The organism is Leptospira kmetyi serovar Malaysia str. Bejo-Iso9 (assembly GCF_000243735.2).
Lineage (GTDB): Bacteria > Spirochaetota > Leptospiria > Leptospirales > Leptospiraceae > Leptospira > Leptospira kmetyi.
In genome coordinates this window covers 3,255,550-3,276,481 of the sequence record NZ_AHMP02000003.1, presented here as the reverse complement: position 1 = coordinate 3,276,481, position 20,932 = coordinate 3,255,550, and the positions used below count along the sequence as shown (strand labels likewise).

The window sequence follows — 20,932 nt, the reverse complement described above, 5'->3', positions numbered from 1 at the left end:
CAGAAAGACCGGATCCTACAGCTTATCACTATGAGTTCTTCGTATTTTAAGATCATTGGAAAGACCCCTCTTCATGGAACCGTGGTTCCACAGGGAAATAAAAATGAGGCACTTCCGTTACTTGGCGCCGTTTGTATGGTTCCGGGAACCGTTCGTATCAGCAATATCCCGGTCATCTCCGACGTGTTGATGCTGATGGAAGTTCTGCGTCATCTGGGTATGGAGATTACGGAAGAAGAACCCGGAACTTATACGTTCAAACACGACGGCAACTTAAAAAATCAATTACCCGAGGAACTCTGTTCTCGCATTCGAGGAGCCGTAACTTTAGCGGGTCCGATTCTTGCGATGACGGGAAGAGTGTTTCTTCCGAAACCCGGCGGAGATAAAATCGGAAGAAGAAGATTGGATACGCATCTTCTCGCCTTACAAGCGTTAGGCGCAAGCATCGAGGTTTTTCCGGACGGATACGAAATCAAAGCGGATCGTCTTCGAGGCGCGGACATTTTGATGGACGAAGCCTCCGTTACCGGAACGGAGAATGCGGTGATGGCCGCTGTTTTCGCCGAAGGTACAACGATTCTTCGGCACGCCGCGAGCGAACCGCACGTACAAAGACTTTGTCATTTTTTAAATTCTTCGGGTGCGAAAATTTCCGGAATCGGCTCGAACATCCTTACCATCGAAGGCGTTTCATCCTTAAAGCCTTCGGAGAAAGAACACAAGATCGGATCGGATTATTTGGAAGTCGGTTCGTTTATCAGTTTAGCCGCCGTTACCGGCGGAGAAATCATGATCCGAGACGTTGAACTCGAAGACATTCGTATGATTCGAATGGTTTATTCTCGCCTCGGAATCGAAGTGCGACCGCACGAAAACGGAATCTTAGTTCCCTCCGATCAGAAAATGGAAATCATTCCCGATTATCACGGAGCGACTCCGAAGATAGACGATTCTCCCTGGCCGGGTTTTCCGGCGGATATGACCTCGGTCGCGCTCGTTACCGCGACCCAGTGCAAGGGAACCGTTTTGATTCACGAGAAAATGTTTGAGTCAAGACTCTTCTTCGTGGATAATATCATCGCCATGGGAGCTCAAATCATTCTTTGTGATCCGCACAGAGCCATCGTAATCGGTCATTCTAGATTGTACGGGCAAAAGGTCGCGAGCCCCGATATCCGCGCCGGTATGGCGATGATCATCGCGGCTCTTTGCGCGGAAGGAACGAGTTATATTCACAACATCGGTCAAATCGATCGAGGATTCGAAAACATAGACACTCGTCTGCGTGCGTTAGGCGCAAGAATCGAAAGAGTTAGGGAAGATTGAACCGAAAGGATTTTTTTAAAAAAGGTTTTGCGAAAATGTTCGACCTCGCTCAGGAAAGCGCGGCCAATCTCGCTTCCGGTTTTAAGGAAATCGTTTCCGAAGATTCTCCCTCTTCCGAACTTGCAAAGAACAAACGCGCTCAAACCGAAACAGAACCTGCTTCCCAAAAAACGAAGGCGAAAAAATCCTCGAAGGAAGTCGGATTCGTTCTTCCGCAACAAATCAAACCGAATCGAAAACGAAAGATTCGAAACGTTCAGTCCCCGCCCGGTGCGTTAGACGAAACTGCGTTTCTCGAAAAATGCACCGGCTGCGGAGATTGTATCTACGCCTGTCCTTACAGCGTTTTGTTTCCGGTCTTCGACGAAACCTCGGAAAAACATATCCCGAGAATGGACGTCAATCTCAACGCTTGTATGCTTTGTAAGGATTGGCCTTGTATCAACGCGTGTAAGGACGAGGCCCTTCTTCCCTTAACGGAAGCGCCTAAGTTCGGCCAAGCAAAGGGACTTTTCGAATTTTGTATCAATCATAAAACGGGAGAATCGACTTGCTCGAATTGCAAGGACAGTTGTCCCGTGGAAGGCGTTGTGAGTTTTAAAGGAAACAAACCTTCGTTTTCAAAAAGTTGTACGGGTTGCGGTCAATGTGTTTCCGCTTGTCCCACGTTTCCAAGAGCGATTCGAATTCAGTAACGATTTACGCCAAGAACGATAAGGCGTTACGCGCCTTTAGTAACAACGGATCTTTGTCGTATTCGAAATCAATAACCGAGATTCTTTCGGATTTTTTCGGGAATATCTTCGAAGTGTTTGTACTTATGTTTTTTTCCATCGGGAAAAATCACGTAATACACCCCGTTTAAAATCTCCATATAATACTTACCGGCTTTTTTTTCTCCGGTCGCACGATGATCCATCTCTTTGACCATTCTTTGATAACGGGAAGGAAGAGTTTGCCAAGAACCGTAGACTTCGATCTCGCCGCCGGTGTTTACGGTATAAATTCCGTTTTCGTGCATGATCTTGATTCCGTTGTAATCGAAAACTTCCAAGATGTTCGTCTTTTGATTTTTATTCTCCCTTGCGTCGGCTCCGCGATTGATCGAAGCGTTCGGATCGTCCTTTGGAAGAGAATACTTAACGACGGAATTGCCTTCGGTTTTTTCCTTTTTCCGTACGAGAAGAAGAAACAGATAAATCAAACCCGCAAAGAATAAACTGAGGATAAAAAACCATTCCGCGGGTTTCATTTTAATTTCTCAATATCGGAACTCGATCGCCTTACAAGTCGCAGGCGTTGAATCCGCGGAAGTCGAAGACCAAGACTGACAACTCACCGCGAGCACGGCGCTCACACAAAGATCGATGTCCTTTTTACGGGAACGTCCTGGAACAAAGGCGGTAACTCTTCTGTTCGTATTGCAGGTCACGTCCTTGGATTCGTATGCGAAAATCAATTTCGTATTGGCCTCTTCGAACGTGTAGAAATCCGCGTCCGTATTTTTCTGATAACAGCCTAAACAAAAAATCAATCCGAACAAAGCGAGTTTAGGAAACAGGTTGAGATCGAACCTGAAAGTCTTCATATTTACCATTCTTATCAAAGAGAGATTGGAATCAAATCCCAAAGAATTTTTCAGATTCCAAGTCCGTTCTTCTTACCCGTTTTCAAAGGAATTTTTTCGTTCACCGGAATTTGAACCGGACCGAAGATCGTCTCGTATTCGAAACTTCCACGAACCGAAAAGTTGAGTTCCTTTCCCGCAAGCCCGGCTTGTAAAATTCCCAACGCGATCTGAAGAAGGTTTCGATCCATCTTCTTTTCAAAAAGCGTTTCCACCTGAAGATCGACTATCTTTTTCTGGAGAGCGGGTAGAACGATTTTCTCGTTGGATAAAACCCGGGCCAGCTCCGATTCCTTTTCCGTTTGATCGGGGACGAAAAAAGAAAGATCGAACTTATGAAGAGTCACGTCGATCTCGTTCGGATTTTCGATTTCGACCTTCGCCAAAAAAATGATCTTCGGAACGGGAGGAAAAGAAATCAATTCCGCCCTTTGTGTTTCCAAAGACAAAACCTGAAACTTACATTTTTGAAGCGCCTTGTAGTTGTCCTTTAGGGCCGAACAAGAATGGAAAAGAATCAAAATTCCTAAAAGAAAAATCCATCCGATCAAAACTCTCGAAAACCGGAAAACGAACTGGTTCAAAATCTTATTTACCTTCCGCAAAAGGAGTTTGAATCAGAACTTTTCCTTTGGTCATGTTCGCTGCGTAATTGTCGATCGCTTCCACGGCTTTTTCCAAAGGAAATCTCGCGGCGATGTCGGTCTTCAATTCCTTCTTTGCAAGAGACCTGAGTTCTCTCGAAAGTTTCCAAATCTTATAAAAACTTTGTTGGGGCGCCCAAGTCGACAGCCAAAACCCTTCCACCTTCTTATCTTGGAATATCATAAGTCCTGCATGTAACGGGATTTCTTTTTCGGAAAGCGCTCCGTAAACGATCACTCTACTTCCGTAAGGCATCGCTCCTAAAACTCTTGCGGTCAATTCTCCCGCGACCGCGTCCAAACAAACCGTGGCCTTGAGTTCGTTGGAAAGAACCCTTAACTGTCTTTCGAAGTTGGAAGTTTCCGAATTGAGAATATGTTCCGCGCCGACCGCCTTCAACGCCGCTTCTTGTTCGGGCTTACGAACCACGTTGATCACTTTCATTCCTTTGCGAGCCGCGATTCCGACCACCATCTTTCCGAGCGCGCTCGCGGCAGCGGTTTGAACCAAAGCCTTTGCACCTACTTTCTGCGCTTGTTCGACCATCGCGATCGCGGTGATCGGATTTACGTAAAGACAAGCTCCTTGTTCCAAGGAAAGATCGTTTCCGATCGGAAGACAACTGAACGCGTCGGTGATCATATATTCGGCGTAAACACCGTCGCCTCTTCCGGGAGCGGTGCAGGCTACATTCTTCCCTTTTAAATAAGAACCGTAAAGTCCGCCGCCGGAAGCGACGACGTTTCCGCTTCCTTCAAAACCCGGAACGACTGGAAGTTTCTTTTTGATTCCGTAGAGCCCTCTCAAAAACATAAGATCGGACGGATTGATCGAAGCGGAATGCATCCGAATCAACACTTCTCCTTTTTTCAAAGGTCGAATCGTTTTTTCGACGATGATCGCCCGATTCTTATTTTCGCTGTATTCTCTGAGTTCTAACGCCTTGTATGTTTTTGGGAGGTTCATTGGTTTTCCTTAATGATTAAATGTTCGATCTTTTCAATTTGTTCCGATTGTATATAATATTTTAAGAATATATCGACGTCCTCTTCCGTTCTTAGGGAGAACCATCTTCCTTCCGGATAACTGACTTGAACGGGACCGAGTTCGCATCGATCCAGACAACCCGCTCTTTGAATTCTGATTTTTCCTTGGATCGGCAGGTCCTTCATCTTTTTTTTGAGAGAGGCAAGAAGTTGAATCGAACCCGATCGTCCGCAAGAAACCCTTTCCCCTTCCGCTCTTACGTTTTCGCAGACGAAAATATGTTTGGTATAAAAGTTCGACATCAACGAGAAACCTCGATTTTCATTTTCAGTAGAATCGGATGCCCGGTCGATTCTGCAACCCGTTTCCATGCGAAGAATCTTTCGAAAAACAACTTAAAAGAACCCGAGGACGGTCTAACGATCATTCTTAAGCTGAAAGACGTATGATAACCTGTCATTCTGAGCGGTTTTAAATCGAATTGCTTCGTTTGAGAACTTGGTAATCGAAAAACAAATATGAGCATTTTTTGGATTTTAAACGATTCCGTACTTTACACCAAGGTTTTTTCGAGAATTGTAGACTTAAACTTTATTAACGATCTTGGAGATTGGTTATAATGCAGAGAATTTTATTCTTATCAATCAGTATTCTCATCTTTTTATCCGTCTGTAAAAAAGCCCAACCTCAAATCACCGAAGCCGAAAAGGACGCCCTACAACGGATTCTTGTGGAAAACGAATCCATTCACGATTTCCTAATGAAGGAAGAAAATCGTATTCCCGACATAAACAAGTTAGTCGCTCGCGTGCAGGAACTTTCCTCTCTCAACGGAGGTTTGAAAGAATCCGCCGAAAAAATGGGAAATTCTTTGAAAGACAAGGAAACGAAGGACGTCGAAAAATTCTTTCTGGCCTATTCTTCCTTTTCCGAGAACCTCGCGGAAAGTCTCAAGCTGGCCGGTGGAACCGGGGTTTTTAACAAATTCTTTTGTCCTATGGTAAACAAAACTTGGGTGAGCCACGGGACCAAAATTCAAAACCCATACGCTCCCGAAATGAGAGATTGCGGAGACTTAGTTCCCTAAGGTTGCGTGGAAATTTTCCTGGAAAAAGAAATCAAGACACATTGTAAAATCGGAATTTCCTTCGGAGAACCGTGCCCGGCCAACTGCAGACAGAATTTGATCCCGAACGAATGGAGCCGGGAAATCAGAGAATCCTGCATCGCCGGCGAGAAGATGAACGCATTCGCGGAAGGAAAAGCAGGAATCAATGTGGGCGCATCCGCGTTCTTACAAGCCCATCCTTTGGTCTTGGAAGAATTTATTTCCAAGGGAGAAGTATACTTCGAGGTTCTCCGATATTTTCTCGCGATCATAGAACCCGCGAAGATCAAGGAAGTTATCGAGGCGTTCAGCAACAAACTTCTTTATAAAATCATAATTCACGAATATAATATCTTTCAGCAAACCGAAGACGAAAGAAGAAGGCTCAAAAAAACCGCCTCCTTTTTGGATTTAAAAACGAACGAATATTGGAATTCCTTAAGCCCGCAACGAATCTGCAGTTTTATCGCGTATTGTCTTCAAGAAGCGAAAGATCCGGAGTTCGCTTCTCAATTCTTAACCGTACTTCCCCCCGAAGCCGTTTCGGATTTAAAACATCTAGCGGGATTAAACATCGAGGAAGAAAAGGAACTTTACCTTTCTCTTAAAGACGGAATCTACGAATTGCCGATCCGAAGCCCAGGAATCTATCATCATATTCTAAAATTGTTCGAAGACGATCCGGAGATCTTTTTGATTCTTTCCACGATGGAAGATTTGGTTTCGAGAAAACAACAGATCATAGAATCTTCTCACGTAATTCTTGAAAAATACAGATCCGGAAAACTCAATCATCAATCCTTGTTCGCGGACTTATCCTTGCTGGAACCGGAAATCACGATGGAAATTCTGGGAATTTTCGAAGAGAAAGGAATTTTAGGAAGATCCGAAAAGAATCTCATCAAAGAACTTTTATCCAAACAAAGACATTCCAAAAACTGAATCTCATCGTTTACAATGAAGCGTACGATTTTTAGTTATCTATTCTCGCCCTTTTTAAAAAACGAAAAAGAAGTCCAATCCTTAAACGGAATCCGAGCGATCGCGATTCTCCTTGTGATCGTCTACCACGTGTGGCTCCCGTTCGGCGTCGCCGATTTTCCGCAAATTATTAAGAATGTAATCTCGAACTTCAACTCGGGTGTGGATCTGTTTTTTGTGCTCAGCGGCTTCTTGATATATTCAGGAATTCTAAAATACTCCGATCGTCCGGAGCATTTCGATAAGAAACGATTCTTTTTCGCGCGTTCCTTGAGAATTTTCCCGGCGTATTACTTTTGTCTTTCGATTCTGTATTTATATTTTCAAGGACAATTCGATCGATTGTCTCTGATCGAAAATCCGAACGAATTCCAACTCGCGGAACTCAAATCTGTTTCCGAAGTTTTACGAAGCAGTTACGCGGATTTTCTCTATATTTCCAATTATACGAAACAAAGGCTTTCGTTGGTCGGATGGTCCTTGTCGATCGAAGAACAGTTTTATCTGATTCTTCCCTTTTTTACGACTTTGTTTCTTTTTCGATTCAACGCCAAACGGAGAATTTTGATCCTTTCGGCCTTGTATGCAATTCCTCTAATATTTAGAATTTTTTATGTTGTTAGAGATGCGGATCTCGGAGTTTTGATTTATTCTCATACGAGAATGGACAGCCTTGTGATCGGGATGATCCTCGCGGAAATCAAAGTTTTATCGTCTCTGCGCGGTTTTCAATCCGTCCCCGCCCCGATCAACGCCGTTCGCAATCACAACGTCGATCTCGATGCACCGAATCCGCAAACAACCTCGAGTTTAATCGATCCAAAACTTATAGATACTTTTCTTTTGTTTTTTGGAATCGCGGCGTTGACGATCGGACACATGTTTCCTCTCGAACACTGGTTTCGGAAAACGTTCGGTTACAATTTCTTCAACGTGGGGTATGCGATCTGGATCTATTTTTCTTTAAACGATCAAGGAAGAATCGCCCGTGTTTTAAGTTCTGCGATCTTTAGACCGATCGCAAGACTCAGTTATACGATGTATCTTTGGAATATTCTAATCGCAGGCATCGCGGTTTCCAAAGTTTTTTCCGGAGTTTCCCAACCGCACGCGGAACATTTCTTATTCGCGATTTTGACCGCGATCGTTTATTGTTTTTTATTCTCTTGGCTTTTGTATTTGATCGTAGAAAAACCGTTCTTGATCTTAAAGGAAAGAATTCTCTCCTCCGAAAAATCCACACGCGAATAAACTTACATCCAAAGAAGATCGGTGATTCCTACGTCGTGACCCGATTGCGTCAAAAGTCCGCAGTATTCCCGTGATAACATAAGATTCTACTAAACGCGAATTTTGGAAATTTCACGAACCGACTCCGCGATACGATCGATCCCCATTTCGATCGCTTCCAAGGAAGAATGCGAAAAGTTAATCCGCATCGTATCCAATTCCGGTTTGTCCGCGTAAAAAGGAATTCCCGGAACGAAAGCAACGTTATTTGCAATCGCGACGTCGAACAATTCCATCGATCGAACTCCATTTTTCAACTTCAGCCAGAAAAACATTCCTCCTTTCGGAGAAACCCAATCCGCAAAATCGATCATAGACCGATTCAAAAATTCTTCCATCCGTTCTTTTTTGATTCGATACGAAGCACGGGTTTTTTCAATCTGAGAATCCAAATCGTATCGATTCAAATATTCGTCCAAAACGATCTGAGAAAGAAGATTGGAATGAAGATCGCTCGCCTGTTTCGCGATCAAAAGTTTATCGATCATTTCTTTCGGAGCGCAGATCCAACCGACTCGAAAACCGGGCGATAAGGTTTTGGAAAAAGTTCCCAAGCTGATCGTACCTTCGGGATAAAAGGATTGAACGCTCGGAAGAATCTCAGCGTCAAAACGAATCTCGCCGTACGGATTGTCCTCGATGAAAATGCAATTCTCCTTTTTCAAAATTTCGGAGATTCGTTTTCTTTTTTCGAGAGGCAAAGTTTTTCCCGTCGGATTTTGAAACGTAGGATTCGAATATAAGAATTTCGGATCGACGTCGACAAAAACGTTCTTCAAAAATTCCGGATCCAATCCGTCGTCTTCCAACGGAATTCCGACCAAATTCGGTTCGTATAAAGAGAAGGCTTGGATCGCGCCCAAATATCCCGGTCTTTCGATGAGAATCGAATCTCCCGGATTGATAAAAACTTTTCCGATCAAATCCAAAGCCTGTTGAGAACCGGTCGTGATGAGAATATTCTCCGGACTCAAAGAATAGTTTATGTTTTTATAATATCTTTCGAAAATCTTTTCCCGAAGCGGTGTAAATCCCTCTGAAATTCCGTATTGAAGAAGTTTCGATCCGTATTTTTGAAACGCCGATTCGGTGGAAGCCGCAAGATCTTGAACCGGGAACAGAGCCGGATCGGGATGACCGCCCGCAAACGAAATGATTTCCGGATGAGAAGTCACTTTTAAAATTTCACGGATAAAGGAACGGTTCGATTTTAAGATCCGATCCGAAAACGAAAATCGGTTCTCATTCATACTTCGATCCATCCTTCCAAGTAAGGAACACAAACTCCTCCGATGCGAACTCGATCTCCCAGATCTTCGCAAAAAAGTTTTCCGCCTCGACTCGACGCTTGGAACGCTTTGAGATTTTTTTTGCCTAAACGCTCGGACCAAAAAGGAATCAACGTACAATGAGAGGAACCCGTTACCGGATCTTCCGCCAAACCGATGCTCGCGGAAAAGAATCGGGAAAAGAAATCGAATTCTCCGTTGCCCGGACAAGTAAGAATGACGCCTAACGCGTCGATATCGCGCAAACCTTCGACCGAGCAGGTTACGTTTCTAAGTTGAGCTTCGTTTTCGTAGACGAGAACGTAATCCCTGGACTTCAAAACTTCCAAGGGAGAAATCGAAAACGAATTTAATACCGATTTCGGAACTTCGGTCTTGTCCGCTTTTCGAGAAGGAAAGTCCAGATAAAGAATATTCTCCTTTTTGAATACGTTCAATTCACCCGAAGCCGATTGAAAACGGATTCGATCACCGGCCAATCCTTCCTGAAAAAACAAATGATACGCGGTCGCCAAGGTCGCATGACCGCAAAGATCGACCTCGCGCAAGGGAGTAAACCAACGAATCCGATACGAATCTCCTTCTCGGACGAAAAATACGGTTTCGCTCAGATTGTTTTCCAAGGCGATCTTCTGCATCAGTTCGTCCGGAATCCATTCCTGCAACGGACATACCGCGGCGGGGTTTCCCTGAAAGACTTTTTCCGCAAAAGCGTCGATTTGGAGAATTCTCAGTTTCATAAAAAATGATTTCCTTACTGCGTTACTCATGTTATAACAAATTTACTTCGATCATAACAGATACAGAAATGAACATTTTAACCGGTACAGATCAGAATTCTAAATACGAAACGATCGCGGGAACCTTAAAATCCATGTTGGAATCGGGTGTTTTGCGCGCGGGGGACAAACTTCCTTCCTTAAGAAAGATTTCGTTGGAAAAGAAGGTCAGCATTTCCACCGTCTTACAGGCTTACGAACTTTTGGAAAACGAAGGTTATATAGAATCGAAACCCAAGTCGGGTTACGTGGTTCTCGCACGAAAGGGAACTTCCAAGATTCCGACCATGCCCAAAAAACCGAAACTTGTTTCGTCCTTCGGAATCGACGAACGGATTTCATCGCTCATCGATTCATTACAAAATCCTAATATCCTTCCTTTGGGAACCGGAATCCCCGAAAAGGAATATCTTCCGATTCCGTCGCTTCATAAAAATCTGAAGAAGGCGATTCTTATGGCGGATAGTCATAACTATCAAAATTCTCAGGGATATCCCGGCTTGAGAAAACAGTTGTCTCTTCGTTCTTCTTTACAAGGAGTCGCCACTCACGAATCCGAAATCATCGTGACCAACGGATGTCAGGACGCGCTCAATCTTTGTATTCAAGTTCTCACAAAACCGGGCGACTTGATCGCGGTGGAATCTCCGGTTTATTTCGGCATTTTACAAAGCGTCCAAAGACTAGGAAGAAAGCTGATCGAAATTCCGGTCAATCCGATTCACGGAATGAGTCTTTCCCATTTCGAAGAAGCTCTCAATCGTTATCCGATCCAATGTGTGATTATTAATCCGAACTTTCAAAATCCGACAGGCAGTCTTCTTTCCAACGAAAACAAAAAGATCCTGGTCGATCTTTGTGCGGGTAAGAATATTCCGATCATCGAAGACGATATTTACGGCGATCTATACTTCACCGCTTCAAGACCCCTTTCGTTGAAGTCCTTTGATAAAAAAGAAAACGTTTATAAGATCTCTTCTTATTCCAAAATCATTTCGCCCGATCTGAGAATCGGTTGGATCGTTCCCGGAAAAAAAAGTCACGAGCTTCAGAAAGAAATCAAACTCTCAAGACTTGCGCTTCCGAGCATCCCGCAAATCGCGTTGAGCGAATACTTAAAGACTTCTTACGAAAGAAATTTAAAACCTCTGAGAAGAAATCTTTCCTCCAATCTCGCAAAGATTCGGGAATCCGTTTTGAAACATTTTCCGGAATCGACTTACATCTCCAATCCGCAAGGCGGTCTCGTATTTTGGATCGAACTCCCGGATAAGATCGACAGCCTTCTTTTGCAAAACGAAGCGTGGAAACACAACGTGTCGATCGCGCCCGGTCCGATCTTTTCGGGAACGGGAAATTTTAGAAACTTCCTAAGACTGAGCGGCGGGGTTCGATTGACTTCCAAGGTCGAAGAAAAAATCAAAACGTTAGGAAAGTTGGCGGACAAACTCCGGGGCTGAGCCGATCGACCGAATCGACGGAGAATTCCAAGAAGTTTCCAAGTTGACAATGATGCTTACAACGGTCATCAAGGTGGAGTTCTAAAAAGAATTAGCGGATATTCGATTCAAATCACAAAGACACAAATGAAGACAAAGATTCTAGATTATTTTTTCGGCGTATTTAAAAAAGATCCTAAGGAGATCGAATCGTTAAACGGACTGAGAGCCTTTTCGATCTTAATCGTTCTCTTCTTCCACTTATGGGAAAACAACACGCATCGTTTTTTGGAAAACGGACTCGTTACCAAAGCTACTTTGGAATCGATCCTGAGTATGCGTCACTTTATGGATTTGTTTTTTCTTTTGAGCGGACTTCTGATTTACGCGGGCTTGTTTCGCGTTTATGAAAAGTATTCCACGATCAACATCCGGGAATTTTATCTCAAAAGAATTCTAAGAATTTATCCCGCTTATTATACGGTTTTGATCATCACATTTTTATTCTCGCTCGTAATCTACAACGAGATGAAAGTAAAAACGAATCCGAACGAAGTGGAGTTGTTCGTTTTAAACCGCGCGGCCGAAGCGATCTCGAATCCTTGGTCGGATATTTTTCTTTTTTCCAATTACAATCCGAATCGTATGTTCGAATTCGGCTGGTCTCTTTCCCTCGAACAACATTTTTATATCGTTCTTCCGTTTCTTTGTTCGTTTCTTCTTTTCAAACTTCCGTTTCAAAAAAGAATTTTGGTTTTATTGGCGATCTACATTCTCCCCATATTCTTTCGGATCTATCATTTCTACAACGGACCGATCGGCGGAATTTATTACGCGACACATACTCGTTTCGACGCGCTTTTCGTGGGAATCATAGCATTCGAAATCTTTAATCAAAGATATTTCGATAAATGGAACGGTTTACATGCGTTTCTTCTTTTTGTGGGTTCGGTCGTTTTGTTTTTTATCGGAGTTCAAATCCGTAAGAACGAACTTTTATCCCATACTTTGAGTTATAACGTATATCACGTTGTTTTTATTCTTCTTACCTTTTCGGCGATGATTCCTTCGAGTCCGGTCTATAAATTTTTCGCGTCGATCGTGTTCAGACCGATCTCAAGATTGAGTTACACGATTTATCTATGGCACGGGGTATTAGCGATTCGGTTCGTAAGAAAGGAAATGGGATTGGACAGTCTTTCTTGGACGGGATTCTTTTCGATCTATGTGATCGTATGTTTGAAAATCTTTTTGGTTTGTTGGATTCTATACCTGATCATCGAAAGACCGTTTCACAACATGAAAATCAAGATCGATAAGGTGCATCCGACCGGCGATAAGATTTGAGGAGCGAGAATCCTTTCCTAAAATCTAAAATGTGGGAACTCTTACAAAAATCGGACGAGAAATATTCTCCGAGGGACTCGCAGCCTATGCGATGTGACGGAATGTGTAGGAACTACTACACATTCTCCGAATTTCCGTAAAAAATCTCGAACAGAAGTTAAGCCGTTGATCAATAAACGGCTCTTTCTTCCACCTGATATTCTTTAAAAAGACTTTTCTGATTTCCGACTTCGCTCTGAAACTCAACAGGATATTGAGCCGTAAAACAAGCGTTGCAGAATCCGCCGCCTTTGTGATCCAGAACCGCGCGGTTCATGGATTCCACGGAAAGATAAGCGATGCTGTCCACTCTCAGATATTTGCGGATCTCTTCGATGGTATGTGTTGCGGCGATCAGTTCGTTGTGGGTCGGAATGTCGATTCCGTAGTAGCAAGGGGAAATGGTAGGAGGAGCGGAAACTCGGAGATGGATTTCTTTGGCACCCGCGTTTCGAATCATCTTGATGATCTTTCGGCTCGTCGTCCCTCTCATGATGGAATCGTCGACCACGATCACTCGTTTTCCTTCGACGACGTTGCGAACCACGTTGTATTTGATCTTCGCTCCGAAATCTCGGATCTTCTGATCGGGTTCGATAAACGTTCTACCGATGTAATGCGAACGGATCAAACCGGATTGATACGAAATACCCGATTCTTCCGCGTAACCCAAGGCCGCGATACTCGCCGAGTCGGGAACGGGAATCACAACGTCCGCTTCCACAGGTAATTCTCTGGCTAAGAATCTTCCCAAGTTCTTGCGAACCTTGTAAACGGATTCTCCGAAGATATTGGAATCGGGTCTTGCAAAATAAATATATTCGAAAATACAAAGACTCGGAGTCGCTTTCGGAAACGGGTAATAAGAATTCACTCCGTTCTTATCCACGACGATCATCTCGCCTGGCTCCACGTCTCTTTCATATTTCGTATCCGTAATATCGAAAGCGCAGGTTTCGGAAGCGAATACAATCGCACCGTCTTCGCGGCGGCCCATCACCAAAGGACGGAATCCGTTCGGATCGCGCACCGCGATCAGTTGGGATTTGGTAAGAATGACGAGCGAGTAAGCGCCCCTCACTTTTTTGAGCGCAGAAGAAAGCGCTGAGAGGAAATCGGATTCTCCGGAACGGGCCATCAAGTGAACGATGACCTCGGAATCGATCGTAGTTTGGAAGATGCTTCCCTCTTTTTCGAGTTGGCTTCTGAGTTCCCAGGAATTGACCAAATTTCCGTTGTGGGCCAGGGAAACGGCTCCGAGATGGGATTCGACCCGAAGCGGTTGGGCGTTTCTTAAAAAGCTCGCTCCGGTGGTAGAGTAACGATTGTGGCCGATGGCCGAATTGCCCTGAAGTTCTTTGAGCTTGGTTTCGGTAAAGATATTGGCGACCAAACCCATTCCGGCGTAGCGGTAGAGGTGCTCTCCGTCGGAGGAAACGATTCCACTCGATTCCTGGCCCCGATGTTGCATCGAGTAAAGACCTAAATATGTGAAATTGGATGCTTCCGGAGAATTAAATATACCAAAAATCGCACATTCATCTTTTGGTTTGTCATCCTGGGCTTGTCTTCTTACTCTGGATTTATCGGGAATTCGACTCATTCTCTGCCTTCTTAAGCTTAAAATCTCAGGTCGCGTTTTTCATGCAAATAAATTCCGATTACATAGTCGTAGATACAATTCGAAGCCTACAACTCGTTCTCATTAATTTGAGCCAGGCGGACTCCATATCCATCGATACCGAATCCTCCGGTTATTATACGTATTTTTCCAAGGTCTGTCTGATTCAAATTTCGGCTAAGGGAAAAAATTACATCATCGATCCGTTAAAGCTACAAAACTTAGATGGTCTTGGAACGCTTTTTGAAGATAAAAAAATTCTAAAAATATTCCATTCCGCCATTGACGATATAAAAGCGCTCAAAAAAGACTTCGGTTTTAAGTTCGTAAATATCGCCGATACCGGATTCAGTTCCCGTCTTTTGGATCACGAGCAATATTCCCTAACCTATCTCGTGGATTATTATCATAAAATTAAACTTTCAAAGAAGGAACAGAAGTCTAATTGGGAAAAGCGCCCTCTTGAAAAGAGCCAGCTTCAATACGCGGCTTTGGACACGGTCTATTTAGAAACGATCTGGGAAAAGATGAAGGAAGAACTCACGAAGAGAAACCTCTACGAGGAAGCTCTTTCCGAGTTCGAAAAGATCGCATCGGAAGAACCGGGAGCGGAAGGAAATTCCATTTCGATGGATAAATTTCCCGAGATTTTGGAATACAGCGCGGACGAAAGAAGATTCATCTACGACACTTTGGTTTTTCGGGACGATAAATCCAGAAAGTTGAACAAGGCTCCTTTCCGAGTATTCAATAACGAGAAAGTGGTTCTTCTCGTAAAGTCGAGAAGGGACATGGCAAAGTTAACCGAAATTCTCGGCAAAAAAGACGCGGAGACTTTGTTTCAGATTTACGCGAATCCGAGCGGACCTCCGATTCAAAAGTCCGAACTTTTTAAAAAGCCGGGCGAGAATTTGACGAACGAAGAAGGCGAACGATTCAAACGTCTGCGGATCTGGAGAGAAACGATCATGTCCATACGAAGAATGAGTCATCAGATGATGCCTTCGAACAAAATGATCGCGGAACTCGCGCACAAAAATCCGAAGACCCTCGACGAACTGAGGGAGATGAATCTTTTTTCGGAATGGAAGGTGATTCATTACGGACCTTCGATTCTCGCGGCCTTGGAAAACATACCGTACGAATCGAACATCAAAGGATTGATTCCGATTAATAAAAAATTCGAATAGAGGAATATTCAAAATTTTGAATGCAGGTTAAGAATGAGATTTGATTTTCAATCGCTCAAAGATCGGCTTGCAGTTCCTCAGGAAACTTTTACGGGAATTCCCGCTCCTCCGTTGGGCGAGGAAAAATCCAGAGCTTCTTCGGTAATTCTTCCCATCTACGAAAAACCGGACAACGAGCAAGGAATCATTCTTCAAAAAAGGAATTCCAATTTAAAAGCACACCCCGGACAAATTTCGTTTCCCGGCGGCGCACATTCCAAAACGGATAAGAATCTTTTGGATACGGCCTTGCGGGAATGGGAAGAGGAAATGGGAGAATCCAGTTCCGTTCTCGACGTTTTGGGAGAATACCACGGACTCTTTACGCATACCGGATTTCATATTTCACCGTTCATCGCTCGTTACAACGGAACGTTTTCGTTCAACACGAATCCGGAAGAAGTAGAACGTTCTATCATACTCGATCTCAAACGATTGGAAACTGCGCCGTTTTATTCGATTCGAATCCGAAGATCCGGCGCGAGAGAAATCGAAATTTATTATTTCGATCTGGAAGAAGGATTACTCTGGGGAGCCACGGGAAGAATTATCGTAAACTTTTTACGCGAATATGCGGGCTTTGAAAGAGAAGCAACCAAAGTCGAACCGAATTTAGGCACTCCTCCTTTTTTTGATCCGATCCGAAAATTCTCTAAAAAAAATTAAAAAGACATTTTTTTCTTCAGATAGTTTGCCGTCTGAAAATTGTGGATAAGATTCTGTCGCTAAACATCGAGCGGCGGAATTTTGAATTTCCTTGTTTTGAAAAATCGTTCGAGGGAACGTGAGAAATTATACGGCAAATTTTTTGAGTCTGCCGATAATTTTATAAGACATAAGAATCCGTCCCCTAACGGGCCGGAACCTTGCAGTTTGATTTTTTTTGATAAGGCATTTTAACGTTCAAACGCGCTGTAATATTTTAAAGGAGGTAAAAAACTATGAAGATCATCAAGAACTTGTTTCAAACAGAAATACGCAATTCATTCTTAAAAGAAAGTTTTCAAGAAGAAGAATGGTATCAATCCTTGATCAACCGTCCCGGCATCGAAGAAAGAATTCCTTACTTCAAGACCAAAGCGGAAAATAAAAAAGCAACTGCCATTGTAAGATGAACCCAGAAGAAAAAGCAAAATTATTAGAAACGCTGGATTTGATTCTGAAACACCTTCAGAATCAAAGTTCAAACTCCGGATCCGACTACAAAGTGGTCCTTTATTTGGTTCCCATCTTCGGAATCGTATTCGGTTGTTCTCTATTGTTTTTCGTTTTCTACTGGTGGTACAGACAAAGGATCGAGATCATCAAAGCCGGGCTTTATAAAAAAGAAACCTTCGATCTTAGGACGTATTCCTTCTTTTTAGGATTGATTCTCACCTTTGTCGGAATCGCACTCTCCATCGGATTCATTTCCGTATTAGGACAATCACTCGCAATGCTCGGCGGACTCGTTCCACTCGGAACCGGTTTGGGATTGCTCTGTTATTATAAATTCTCCAGATCTCGATGAGGGAAAACTTTCCCATTGTATGCAACCCGGAGGACTGGGACTGCATTCAAAAAGTTTTACACGGGGATTTCAATTCCTTCGAACAATTGATGAACCGTTATCAGGGATTGGTTTACTCTCAGGCGATCAAAGCCTTTCGTAACGAAACCGAAGCCGAAGACTTCACCCAGGACATTTTCCTAAAAGCCTTCGAAAGTTTATCCACGTTTCAAGGAAGATCCCAATTCTCCACTTGGTTGTTCGTCATCGCAAGAAACGAAATCATCCGAAGATATCGAAAGGAACACCCCGAAGTCGCCGGACTCGATGCGCTTCTTCTCGCCGAAAACGGAATAGAAAAGAAATCGGAAATCTCCTCCGAACAGGAAACCAAACTCTTAAAACAGGAAAGTTACGAGAAGATCCGAAAGCTCGTAGAAAGCCTGCCCGAACTCTATCGAAAGCCCATCGCTCTCCACTATTTTGAGAATATGTCCTATAAAGAAATTTCGAAAAAATTAAACTTGAAAATGAACACTTTGAAGAGTTATATTTTCAGGGGTAAGGAAATCATGAGAGATTGGTTAAATAAGGAAGAGAATGAAAAACAAGAATGATTCCGCTTCCCATTCCGCGGAGGTCGATTCCGTTCCCGCCGAACTCGAGGAAAAACTTCATTTCTTCGAAGAGGAAACGCTGAATCTCCGCGAGAACACGCCCGTTCCTCCCGATTTAAAACGAAGAGTGATGTTGCACATCGTTCCGGTCCGCCACATTAAGATTATCTTATCCGGTTTGTTTCTTTTGGGATTTTCGCCTTTGTCCGTTTTATTCTTTTTGGATTTGGATTTTCTGATCGAGACCGGCATTCTTCCCTTTATTTTAGTCACGAGTAGCATTCTCTTTTGTGTTTTCGCTATTTTAGCGGGAATCTATCTTGTCCATTATAGAAACCCTTACACCAAAGAATGGAAAAATAAATTAGGTTTTTTTGAATGAATTCGAATACTTTTAGAACTTCAACTTCCCTCCTGTCCCTTTTGATTCTTTTTACTCTGACGTCGACAAACGGAGTTTTTGCGGATAAGAATTCTCCCTCGGCGGATTCCGGTTCCAAACCCGCGATGGCAGCGAAGGATTATCTGAACTCGGACTTGGACAAAATATTTCCGATCATCCAAAAGATGAAAAAGGAAGAGGCCGCAATCCTCATCACTCAAATTCGGGAAGAATCCAAGAAAGAGTGGCCTAACGCGGACAAATTCTATTTTTTGATTTCCCACTTGGAAAGTATCAAAGCGATCGAAGAAGAACACGAAAGATTAAAAAGTTTGAATGAAGTTTATCTCATCGGAGCTTTATTACTTTCAGGTTTCTTAATCTTTTCGATTTTCCGTCAACGCGTTCTGATTCGTAAGATCAATTCACAATTGGGCGATAAAGAATAACGTTTGTTTTCTCTCTGTCATTTTGTTCGAAAAGGGAGAATCGAATTTCTGTAGTTTGTAATTTTTTCGTATTCTAATTGTAACGAATTTCTGGAATATTATGGATTATAAACTTTGTCCGGTCGAAATACAGATCCGGAAAGATGAATAGGACTCATGAAAAACCAATCAGGGAACCCAGGGCAAAAAGTCCTCGTCGTTGACGACGAGGAAGACATAGCCGAGCTGATCCGATTCCACCTCGAAGAAAACGGCTACCAAGTCGACACTTGCCAAAACGGATTGGAAGTACTTCCGAAACTCGAAAAGAATACTCCGGACCTCGTCATTTTAGATCTTATGCTTCCGGGAATCGGCGGTATGGATCTTTGCAAAAAGATCAAAGAAAAATATTCCATGCCGATCATTATGGTTACCGCAAAATCCGGAGAAACCGAAGCGGTTCTCGGACTCGAGCTCGGCGCGGACGATTACGTTCGTAAACCCTTCAGCACGAGAGAGTTGATCGCGAGAGTTCGTTCCGTTTTGAGAAGAACGAAGGAAGGCGAAGAAGAGGAACAATTCGAAGGAAATATCACCATCGGAAGCATCTTTCTCAACTTGAAAGCGCATAAGGCATTTATAAACAACTCCGAAGTCGATTTAACGTTGATCGAATATAAAATCCTGAATCTTTTCATGACAAACCCCGGCGTGGCTTTTACTCGGGACAAGTTATTGGATCGGGTTTGGGGAAAAGATATTTACGTAACCGACAGAGCTGTCGACGTAAATATTAAGAGATTACGCGATAAACTCGGAGAAGAAAAGGAAAGACTCGAGACTATACGCGGAATCGGCTATAGATTCAATGAGGCGTAGCTTATTTTCAAAACTTCTTCTTAGCAACTGGTTACTTTTGCTAGTTCTCCTCGTGGCCGCAGGCGCGGTTCTTTTTGTGGAGAAGTTTGTTCATCCCGACTTCAAAATTCTTCTGTTTTCGTTTTACGTTCTTTTTGCGATGTTCGGGACGTTCTATATGTCCTACTCGATCGCAAAAAGAGTGGCCGAGCCCCTTGATCGAATCGAAAAGAAAACGAGCGATATCAATGCGGGTGACTTCGGTTCCGAACTCGCGTTATCCGATATTCGAGAACTCGCCGATCTCGCCTCTTCGATCAACTTGATGTCCTCAAGACTCAAGAATCAATTCGTGGATCTCACGATCGAAAAGGAAAAGTTCGATTCGGTTTTGCAGAACTTAAAGGAAGGAGTTTTTGCGATCGATCCCGAAAACGCCTCCATTCTTTTTCAGAATAAAAGTATTCCGGGTTCTTTGATCGAACCGAACTCAAGATCGAGAAAGGTGACCGACGCAACGAGAGATCCGAGACTTTTGGAATTCGTATCGAGTCATCTCAAAGGTTCCGGCGATTCCAAAATGGAATTGGATCTCGGGCATAATTTTTACACGATCAAGATGTATCCGTTGAAGACGAACGGCAAAACGTTGATGTATATCGGGGTGATTCGAAACATCACCGAAGAAAAACAATCTCATATCATCCGAGAACAATTCGTTCAAAACGCTTCTCACGAACTCAAAACTCCAATCACGTCCATCAAGGGATATACGGAAACGTTACTCGATCGTCTTCGTCTTTCTCCCGAAAGTCATGAAAAAAGATTTTTGGACGCGATTTCGAGAAATACGGATCGTATGGTTCGTATCGTCGAAGACATGTTAACGATCACCCGAATCGAAAACCAAACAAAGATCGCGGGCGACGAAGAATTCTCCCTCAAATCTCTTGTGGAGAATTTAAGTTACACCGTGGAAGGAGTCGTGTCTTCCAAGGGTCAGAAGTTCGCCGTGGAGATGCCGGAACCTTTGATGATTGCGGCAGATTGGGTTCTTTTGGAACACATGCTTCTCAACTTGATCTCGAACGCTTCCTCTTATTCACCCGAAGGAAAAACGATCACTCTGAAAATTCTTCCCGTAAAAACGGATCAGGTTCAGTTCCAAGTGATCGATCAGGGAATCGGAATTCAAGACGAGGACAAAAGCAGAATTTTCGAAAGATTTTTCCGAGTCGATAAGAATCGTTCCCGCAAAGAAGGCGGAACCGGTTTGGGACTTTCCATCGTAAAACATATCGTACGTTTGCATCACGGTTCCGTAAAGGTTTACGACAATCCCGAAGGCGGAACCATTTTCGCGGTCACCATTCCCATCCGTTATCAAGCCGACGCGTCCTGAATTCTTCTTTTCGGCAGAGTTAATTTTCCAAAGATAGATCCAA

General features: G+C 43.4%; 24 protein-coding genes. 16 read left to right on the top strand and 8 right to left on the bottom strand.

From position 1 onward, the window contains the following. Positions 1 to 30: 30 nt before the first annotated feature. Positions 31 to 1,329, top strand: coding sequence for a UDP-N-acetylglucosamine 1-carboxyvinyltransferase (gene murA / locus LEP1GSC052_RS17820; protein WP_010572900.1), 1,299 nt, complete (start codon positions 31 to 33; stop codon positions 1,327 to 1,329). Further along, a complete protein-coding gene (locus LEP1GSC052_RS17815) occupies positions 1,326 to 2,024 on the top strand; it encodes a 4Fe-4S dicluster domain-containing protein (protein WP_020986088.1) in 699 nt (232 codons plus the stop codon). The genes murA and LEP1GSC052_RS17815 overlap by 4 nt, the downstream gene beginning before the upstream one ends. A gap of 68 nt (positions 2,025 to 2,092) precedes the next feature. Here LEP1GSC052_RS17815 and LEP1GSC052_RS17810 read toward each other — a convergent pair whose 3' ends face one another. Genes LEP1GSC052_RS17810 through LEP1GSC052_RS17790 form a run of 5 tightly spaced genes read right to left on the bottom strand, consistent with a single transcriptional unit; the run spans position 2,093 to position 4,890 of the window. Continuing rightward, on the bottom strand, positions 2,093 to 2,581 hold the full coding sequence (locus tag LEP1GSC052_RS17810; protein WP_020986425.1) for a hypothetical protein: 489 nt from the start codon (positions 2,579 to 2,581) through the stop codon (positions 2,093 to 2,095). Between the two features lie 9 nt (positions 2,582 to 2,590). Next, complete coding sequence (locus LEP1GSC052_RS17805; protein ID WP_020986845.1) at positions 2,591 to 2,917, bottom strand: LIC13255 family lipoprotein; 327 nt, start codon at positions 2,915 to 2,917, stop codon at positions 2,591 to 2,593. A gap of 50 nt (positions 2,918 to 2,967) precedes the next feature. Continuing rightward, positions 2,968 to 3,540: an LEA/WHy family protein gene (locus LEP1GSC052_RS17800; RefSeq protein WP_020985531.1), complete on the bottom strand. Its 573-nt coding sequence runs from the start codon at positions 3,538 to 3,540 to the stop codon at positions 2,968 to 2,970. 4 nt (positions 3,541 to 3,544) lie between these two features. Further along, a complete protein-coding gene (locus LEP1GSC052_RS17795) occupies positions 3,545 to 4,567 on the bottom strand; it encodes a zinc-binding dehydrogenase (protein WP_010572905.1) in 1,023 nt (340 codons plus the stop codon). Continuing rightward, the gene (locus tag LEP1GSC052_RS17790) at positions 4,564 to 4,890 is read right to left on the bottom strand and encodes a (2Fe-2S) ferredoxin domain-containing protein (protein ID WP_010572906.1); all 327 of its coding nucleotides are present in this window, start codon (positions 4,888 to 4,890) and stop codon (positions 4,564 to 4,566) included. Before LEP1GSC052_RS17790 ends, LEP1GSC052_RS17795 begins: the two co-directional genes overlap by 4 nt. Before the next feature lie 317 nt (positions 4,891 to 5,207). Here LEP1GSC052_RS17790 and LEP1GSC052_RS17780 point away from each other — a divergent pair, with 317 nt between their 5' ends. The 3 genes from LEP1GSC052_RS17780 to LEP1GSC052_RS17770 are packed head-to-tail and all read left to right on the top strand — an operon-like array spanning position 5,208 to position 7,928. Then, positions 5,208 to 5,675 (top strand): LIC13259/LIC11441 family protein, encoded by a 468-nt coding sequence (locus LEP1GSC052_RS17780; RefSeq protein WP_010572908.1) that lies wholly within the window; start codon positions 5,208 to 5,210, stop codon positions 5,673 to 5,675. 6 nt (positions 5,676 to 5,681) lie between these two features. Then, a complete protein-coding gene (locus tag LEP1GSC052_RS17775) occupies positions 5,682 to 6,638 on the top strand; it encodes a hypothetical protein (protein ID WP_010572909.1) in 957 nt (318 codons plus the stop codon). Positions 6,639 to 6,653: 15 nt separating this feature from the next. Next, the gene (locus LEP1GSC052_RS17770; protein ID WP_010572910.1) at positions 6,654 to 7,928 is read left to right on the top strand and encodes an acyltransferase family protein; all 1,275 of its coding nucleotides are present in this window, start codon (positions 6,654 to 6,656) and stop codon (positions 7,926 to 7,928) included. Between the two features lie 89 nt (positions 7,929 to 8,017). Here LEP1GSC052_RS17770 and LEP1GSC052_RS17765 read toward each other — a convergent pair whose 3' ends face one another. Further along, on the bottom strand, positions 8,018 to 9,217 hold the full coding sequence (locus tag LEP1GSC052_RS17765) for an aminotransferase-like domain-containing protein (RefSeq protein ID WP_020986734.1): 1,200 nt from the start codon (positions 9,215 to 9,217) through the stop codon (positions 8,018 to 8,020). Next, positions 9,214 to 9,996, bottom strand: a complete 783-nt coding sequence (locus LEP1GSC052_RS17760; RefSeq protein ID WP_010572912.1) for a PhzF family phenazine biosynthesis protein — start codon at positions 9,994 to 9,996, stop codon at positions 9,214 to 9,216. The genes LEP1GSC052_RS17765 and LEP1GSC052_RS17760 overlap by 4 nt, the downstream gene beginning before the upstream one ends. A gap of 68 nt (positions 9,997 to 10,064) precedes the next feature. Here LEP1GSC052_RS17760 and LEP1GSC052_RS17755 point away from each other — a divergent pair, with 68 nt between their 5' ends. Both LEP1GSC052_RS17755 and LEP1GSC052_RS17750 read left to right on the top strand, forming a co-directional pair. Continuing rightward, on the top strand, positions 10,065 to 11,495 hold the full coding sequence (locus LEP1GSC052_RS17755) for an aminotransferase-like domain-containing protein (RefSeq protein ID WP_020986453.1): 1,431 nt from the start codon (positions 10,065 to 10,067) through the stop codon (positions 11,493 to 11,495). A gap of 126 nt (positions 11,496 to 11,621) precedes the next feature. Further along, positions 11,622 to 12,821: an acyltransferase family protein gene (locus LEP1GSC052_RS17750; RefSeq protein WP_010572915.1), complete on the top strand. Its 1,200-nt coding sequence runs from the start codon at positions 11,622 to 11,624 to the stop codon at positions 12,819 to 12,821. 169 nt (positions 12,822 to 12,990) lie between these two features. Here LEP1GSC052_RS17750 and purF read toward each other — a convergent pair whose 3' ends face one another. Beyond that, complete coding sequence (purF, locus tag LEP1GSC052_RS17745; RefSeq protein ID WP_010572916.1) at positions 12,991 to 14,463, bottom strand: amidophosphoribosyltransferase; 1,473 nt, start codon at positions 14,461 to 14,463, stop codon at positions 12,991 to 12,993. A 41-nt stretch (positions 14,464 to 14,504) separates the two neighbouring features. Here purF and LEP1GSC052_RS17740 point away from each other — a divergent pair, with 41 nt between their 5' ends. From LEP1GSC052_RS17740 to LEP1GSC052_RS17705, 9 genes are all read left to right on the top strand, one after another. Continuing rightward, on the top strand, positions 14,505 to 15,671 hold the full coding sequence (locus LEP1GSC052_RS17740; RefSeq protein ID WP_040913175.1) for a ribonuclease D: 1,167 nt from the start codon (positions 14,505 to 14,507) through the stop codon (positions 15,669 to 15,671). A gap of 33 nt (positions 15,672 to 15,704) precedes the next feature. Then, positions 15,705 to 16,376 (top strand): NUDIX hydrolase, encoded by a 672-nt coding sequence (locus LEP1GSC052_RS17735; RefSeq protein WP_020986343.1) that lies wholly within the window; start codon positions 15,705 to 15,707, stop codon positions 16,374 to 16,376. Positions 16,377 to 16,651: 275 nt separating this feature from the next. Beyond that, positions 16,652 to 16,825, top strand: coding sequence for an LIMLP_16695 family PerRB-regulated protein (locus tag LEP1GSC052_RS21345; protein ID WP_010572919.1), 174 nt, complete (start codon positions 16,652 to 16,654; stop codon positions 16,823 to 16,825). Further along, complete coding sequence (locus LEP1GSC052_RS17730; RefSeq protein ID WP_010572920.1) at positions 16,822 to 17,220, top strand: hypothetical protein; 399 nt, start codon at positions 16,822 to 16,824, stop codon at positions 17,218 to 17,220. The genes LEP1GSC052_RS21345 and LEP1GSC052_RS17730 overlap by 4 nt, the downstream gene beginning before the upstream one ends. Beyond that, positions 17,217 to 17,816 (top strand): RNA polymerase sigma factor, encoded by a 600-nt coding sequence (locus tag LEP1GSC052_RS17725; protein WP_010572921.1) that lies wholly within the window; start codon positions 17,217 to 17,219, stop codon positions 17,814 to 17,816. Before LEP1GSC052_RS17730 ends, LEP1GSC052_RS17725 begins: the two co-directional genes overlap by 4 nt. Further along, entirely contained in the window at positions 17,800 to 18,198 is a 399-nt protein-coding gene (locus LEP1GSC052_RS17720) for a hypothetical protein (RefSeq protein ID WP_010572922.1), read from the top strand. The genes LEP1GSC052_RS17725 and LEP1GSC052_RS17720 overlap by 17 nt, the downstream gene beginning before the upstream one ends. Then, a complete protein-coding gene (locus LEP1GSC052_RS17715) occupies positions 18,195 to 18,647 on the top strand; it encodes a hypothetical protein (RefSeq protein ID WP_010572923.1) in 453 nt (150 codons plus the stop codon). Before LEP1GSC052_RS17720 ends, LEP1GSC052_RS17715 begins: the two co-directional genes overlap by 4 nt. A 156-nt stretch (positions 18,648 to 18,803) precedes the next feature. Next, positions 18,804 to 19,508, top strand: coding sequence for a response regulator (locus LEP1GSC052_RS17710; protein WP_010572924.1), 705 nt, complete (start codon positions 18,804 to 18,806; stop codon positions 19,506 to 19,508). Then, positions 19,498 to 20,889 carry a HAMP domain-containing sensor histidine kinase gene (locus LEP1GSC052_RS17705; protein ID WP_010572925.1) on the top strand — a complete coding sequence of 464 codons (1,392 nt, stop codon included), beginning with the start codon at positions 19,498 to 19,500 and terminating at the stop codon, positions 20,887 to 20,889. The genes LEP1GSC052_RS17710 and LEP1GSC052_RS17705 overlap by 11 nt, the downstream gene beginning before the upstream one ends. Positions 20,890 to 20,932 lie beyond the last annotated feature (43 nt).

Coding starts and splice junctions, on each gene's coding strand:
- murA (WP_010572900.1), top strand. CDS start 31: ATGAGTTCTTCGTATTTTAAGATCATTGGAAAGACCCCTCTTCATGGA.
- LEP1GSC052_RS17810 (WP_020986425.1), bottom strand. CDS start 2,581: ATGAAACCCGCGGAATGGTTTTTTATCCTCAGTTTATTCTTTGCGGGT.
- LEP1GSC052_RS17805 (WP_020986845.1), bottom strand. CDS start 2,917: ATGAAGACTTTCAGGTTCGATCTCAACCTGTTTCCTAAACTCGCTTTG.
- LEP1GSC052_RS17795 (WP_010572905.1), bottom strand. CDS start 4,567: ATGAACCTCCCAAAAACATACAAGGCGTTAGAACTCAGAGAATACAGC.
- LEP1GSC052_RS17790 (WP_010572906.1), bottom strand. CDS start 4,890: ATGTCGAACTTTTATACCAAACATATTTTCGTCTGCGAAAACGTAAGA.
- LEP1GSC052_RS17780 (WP_010572908.1), top strand. CDS start 5,208: ATGCAGAGAATTTTATTCTTATCAATCAGTATTCTCATCTTTTTATCC.
- LEP1GSC052_RS17770 (WP_010572910.1), top strand. CDS start 6,654: ATGAAGCGTACGATTTTTAGTTATCTATTCTCGCCCTTTTTAAAAAAC.
- LEP1GSC052_RS17765 (WP_020986734.1), bottom strand. CDS start 9,217: ATGAATGAGAACCGATTTTCGTTTTCGGATCGGATCTTAAAATCGAAC.
- LEP1GSC052_RS17760 (WP_010572912.1), bottom strand. CDS start 9,996: ATGAAACTGAGAATTCTCCAAATCGACGCTTTTGCGGAAAAAGTCTTT.
- LEP1GSC052_RS17755 (WP_020986453.1), top strand. CDS start 10,065: ATGAACATTTTAACCGGTACAGATCAGAATTCTAAATACGAAACGATC.
- LEP1GSC052_RS17750 (WP_010572915.1), top strand. CDS start 11,622: ATGAAGACAAAGATTCTAGATTATTTTTTCGGCGTATTTAAAAAAGAT.
- purF (WP_010572916.1), bottom strand. CDS start 14,463: ATGAGTCGAATTCCCGATAAATCCAGAGTAAGAAGACAAGCCCAGGAT.
- LEP1GSC052_RS17740 (WP_040913175.1), top strand. CDS start 14,505: ATGCAAATAAATTCCGATTACATAGTCGTAGATACAATTCGAAGCCTA.
- LEP1GSC052_RS17735 (WP_020986343.1), top strand. CDS start 15,705: ATGAGATTTGATTTTCAATCGCTCAAAGATCGGCTTGCAGTTCCTCAG.
- LEP1GSC052_RS21345 (WP_010572919.1), top strand. CDS start 16,652: ATGAAGATCATCAAGAACTTGTTTCAAACAGAAATACGCAATTCATTC.
- LEP1GSC052_RS17730 (WP_010572920.1), top strand. CDS start 16,822: ATGAACCCAGAAGAAAAAGCAAAATTATTAGAAACGCTGGATTTGATT.
- LEP1GSC052_RS17725 (WP_010572921.1), top strand. CDS start 17,217: ATGAGGGAAAACTTTCCCATTGTATGCAACCCGGAGGACTGGGACTGC.
- LEP1GSC052_RS17720 (WP_010572922.1), top strand. CDS start 17,800: ATGAAAAACAAGAATGATTCCGCTTCCCATTCCGCGGAGGTCGATTCC.
- LEP1GSC052_RS17715 (WP_010572923.1), top strand. CDS start 18,195: ATGAATTCGAATACTTTTAGAACTTCAACTTCCCTCCTGTCCCTTTTG.
- LEP1GSC052_RS17710 (WP_010572924.1), top strand. CDS start 18,804: ATGAAAAACCAATCAGGGAACCCAGGGCAAAAAGTCCTCGTCGTTGAC.
- LEP1GSC052_RS17705 (WP_010572925.1), top strand. CDS start 19,498: ATGAGGCGTAGCTTATTTTCAAAACTTCTTCTTAGCAACTGGTTACTT.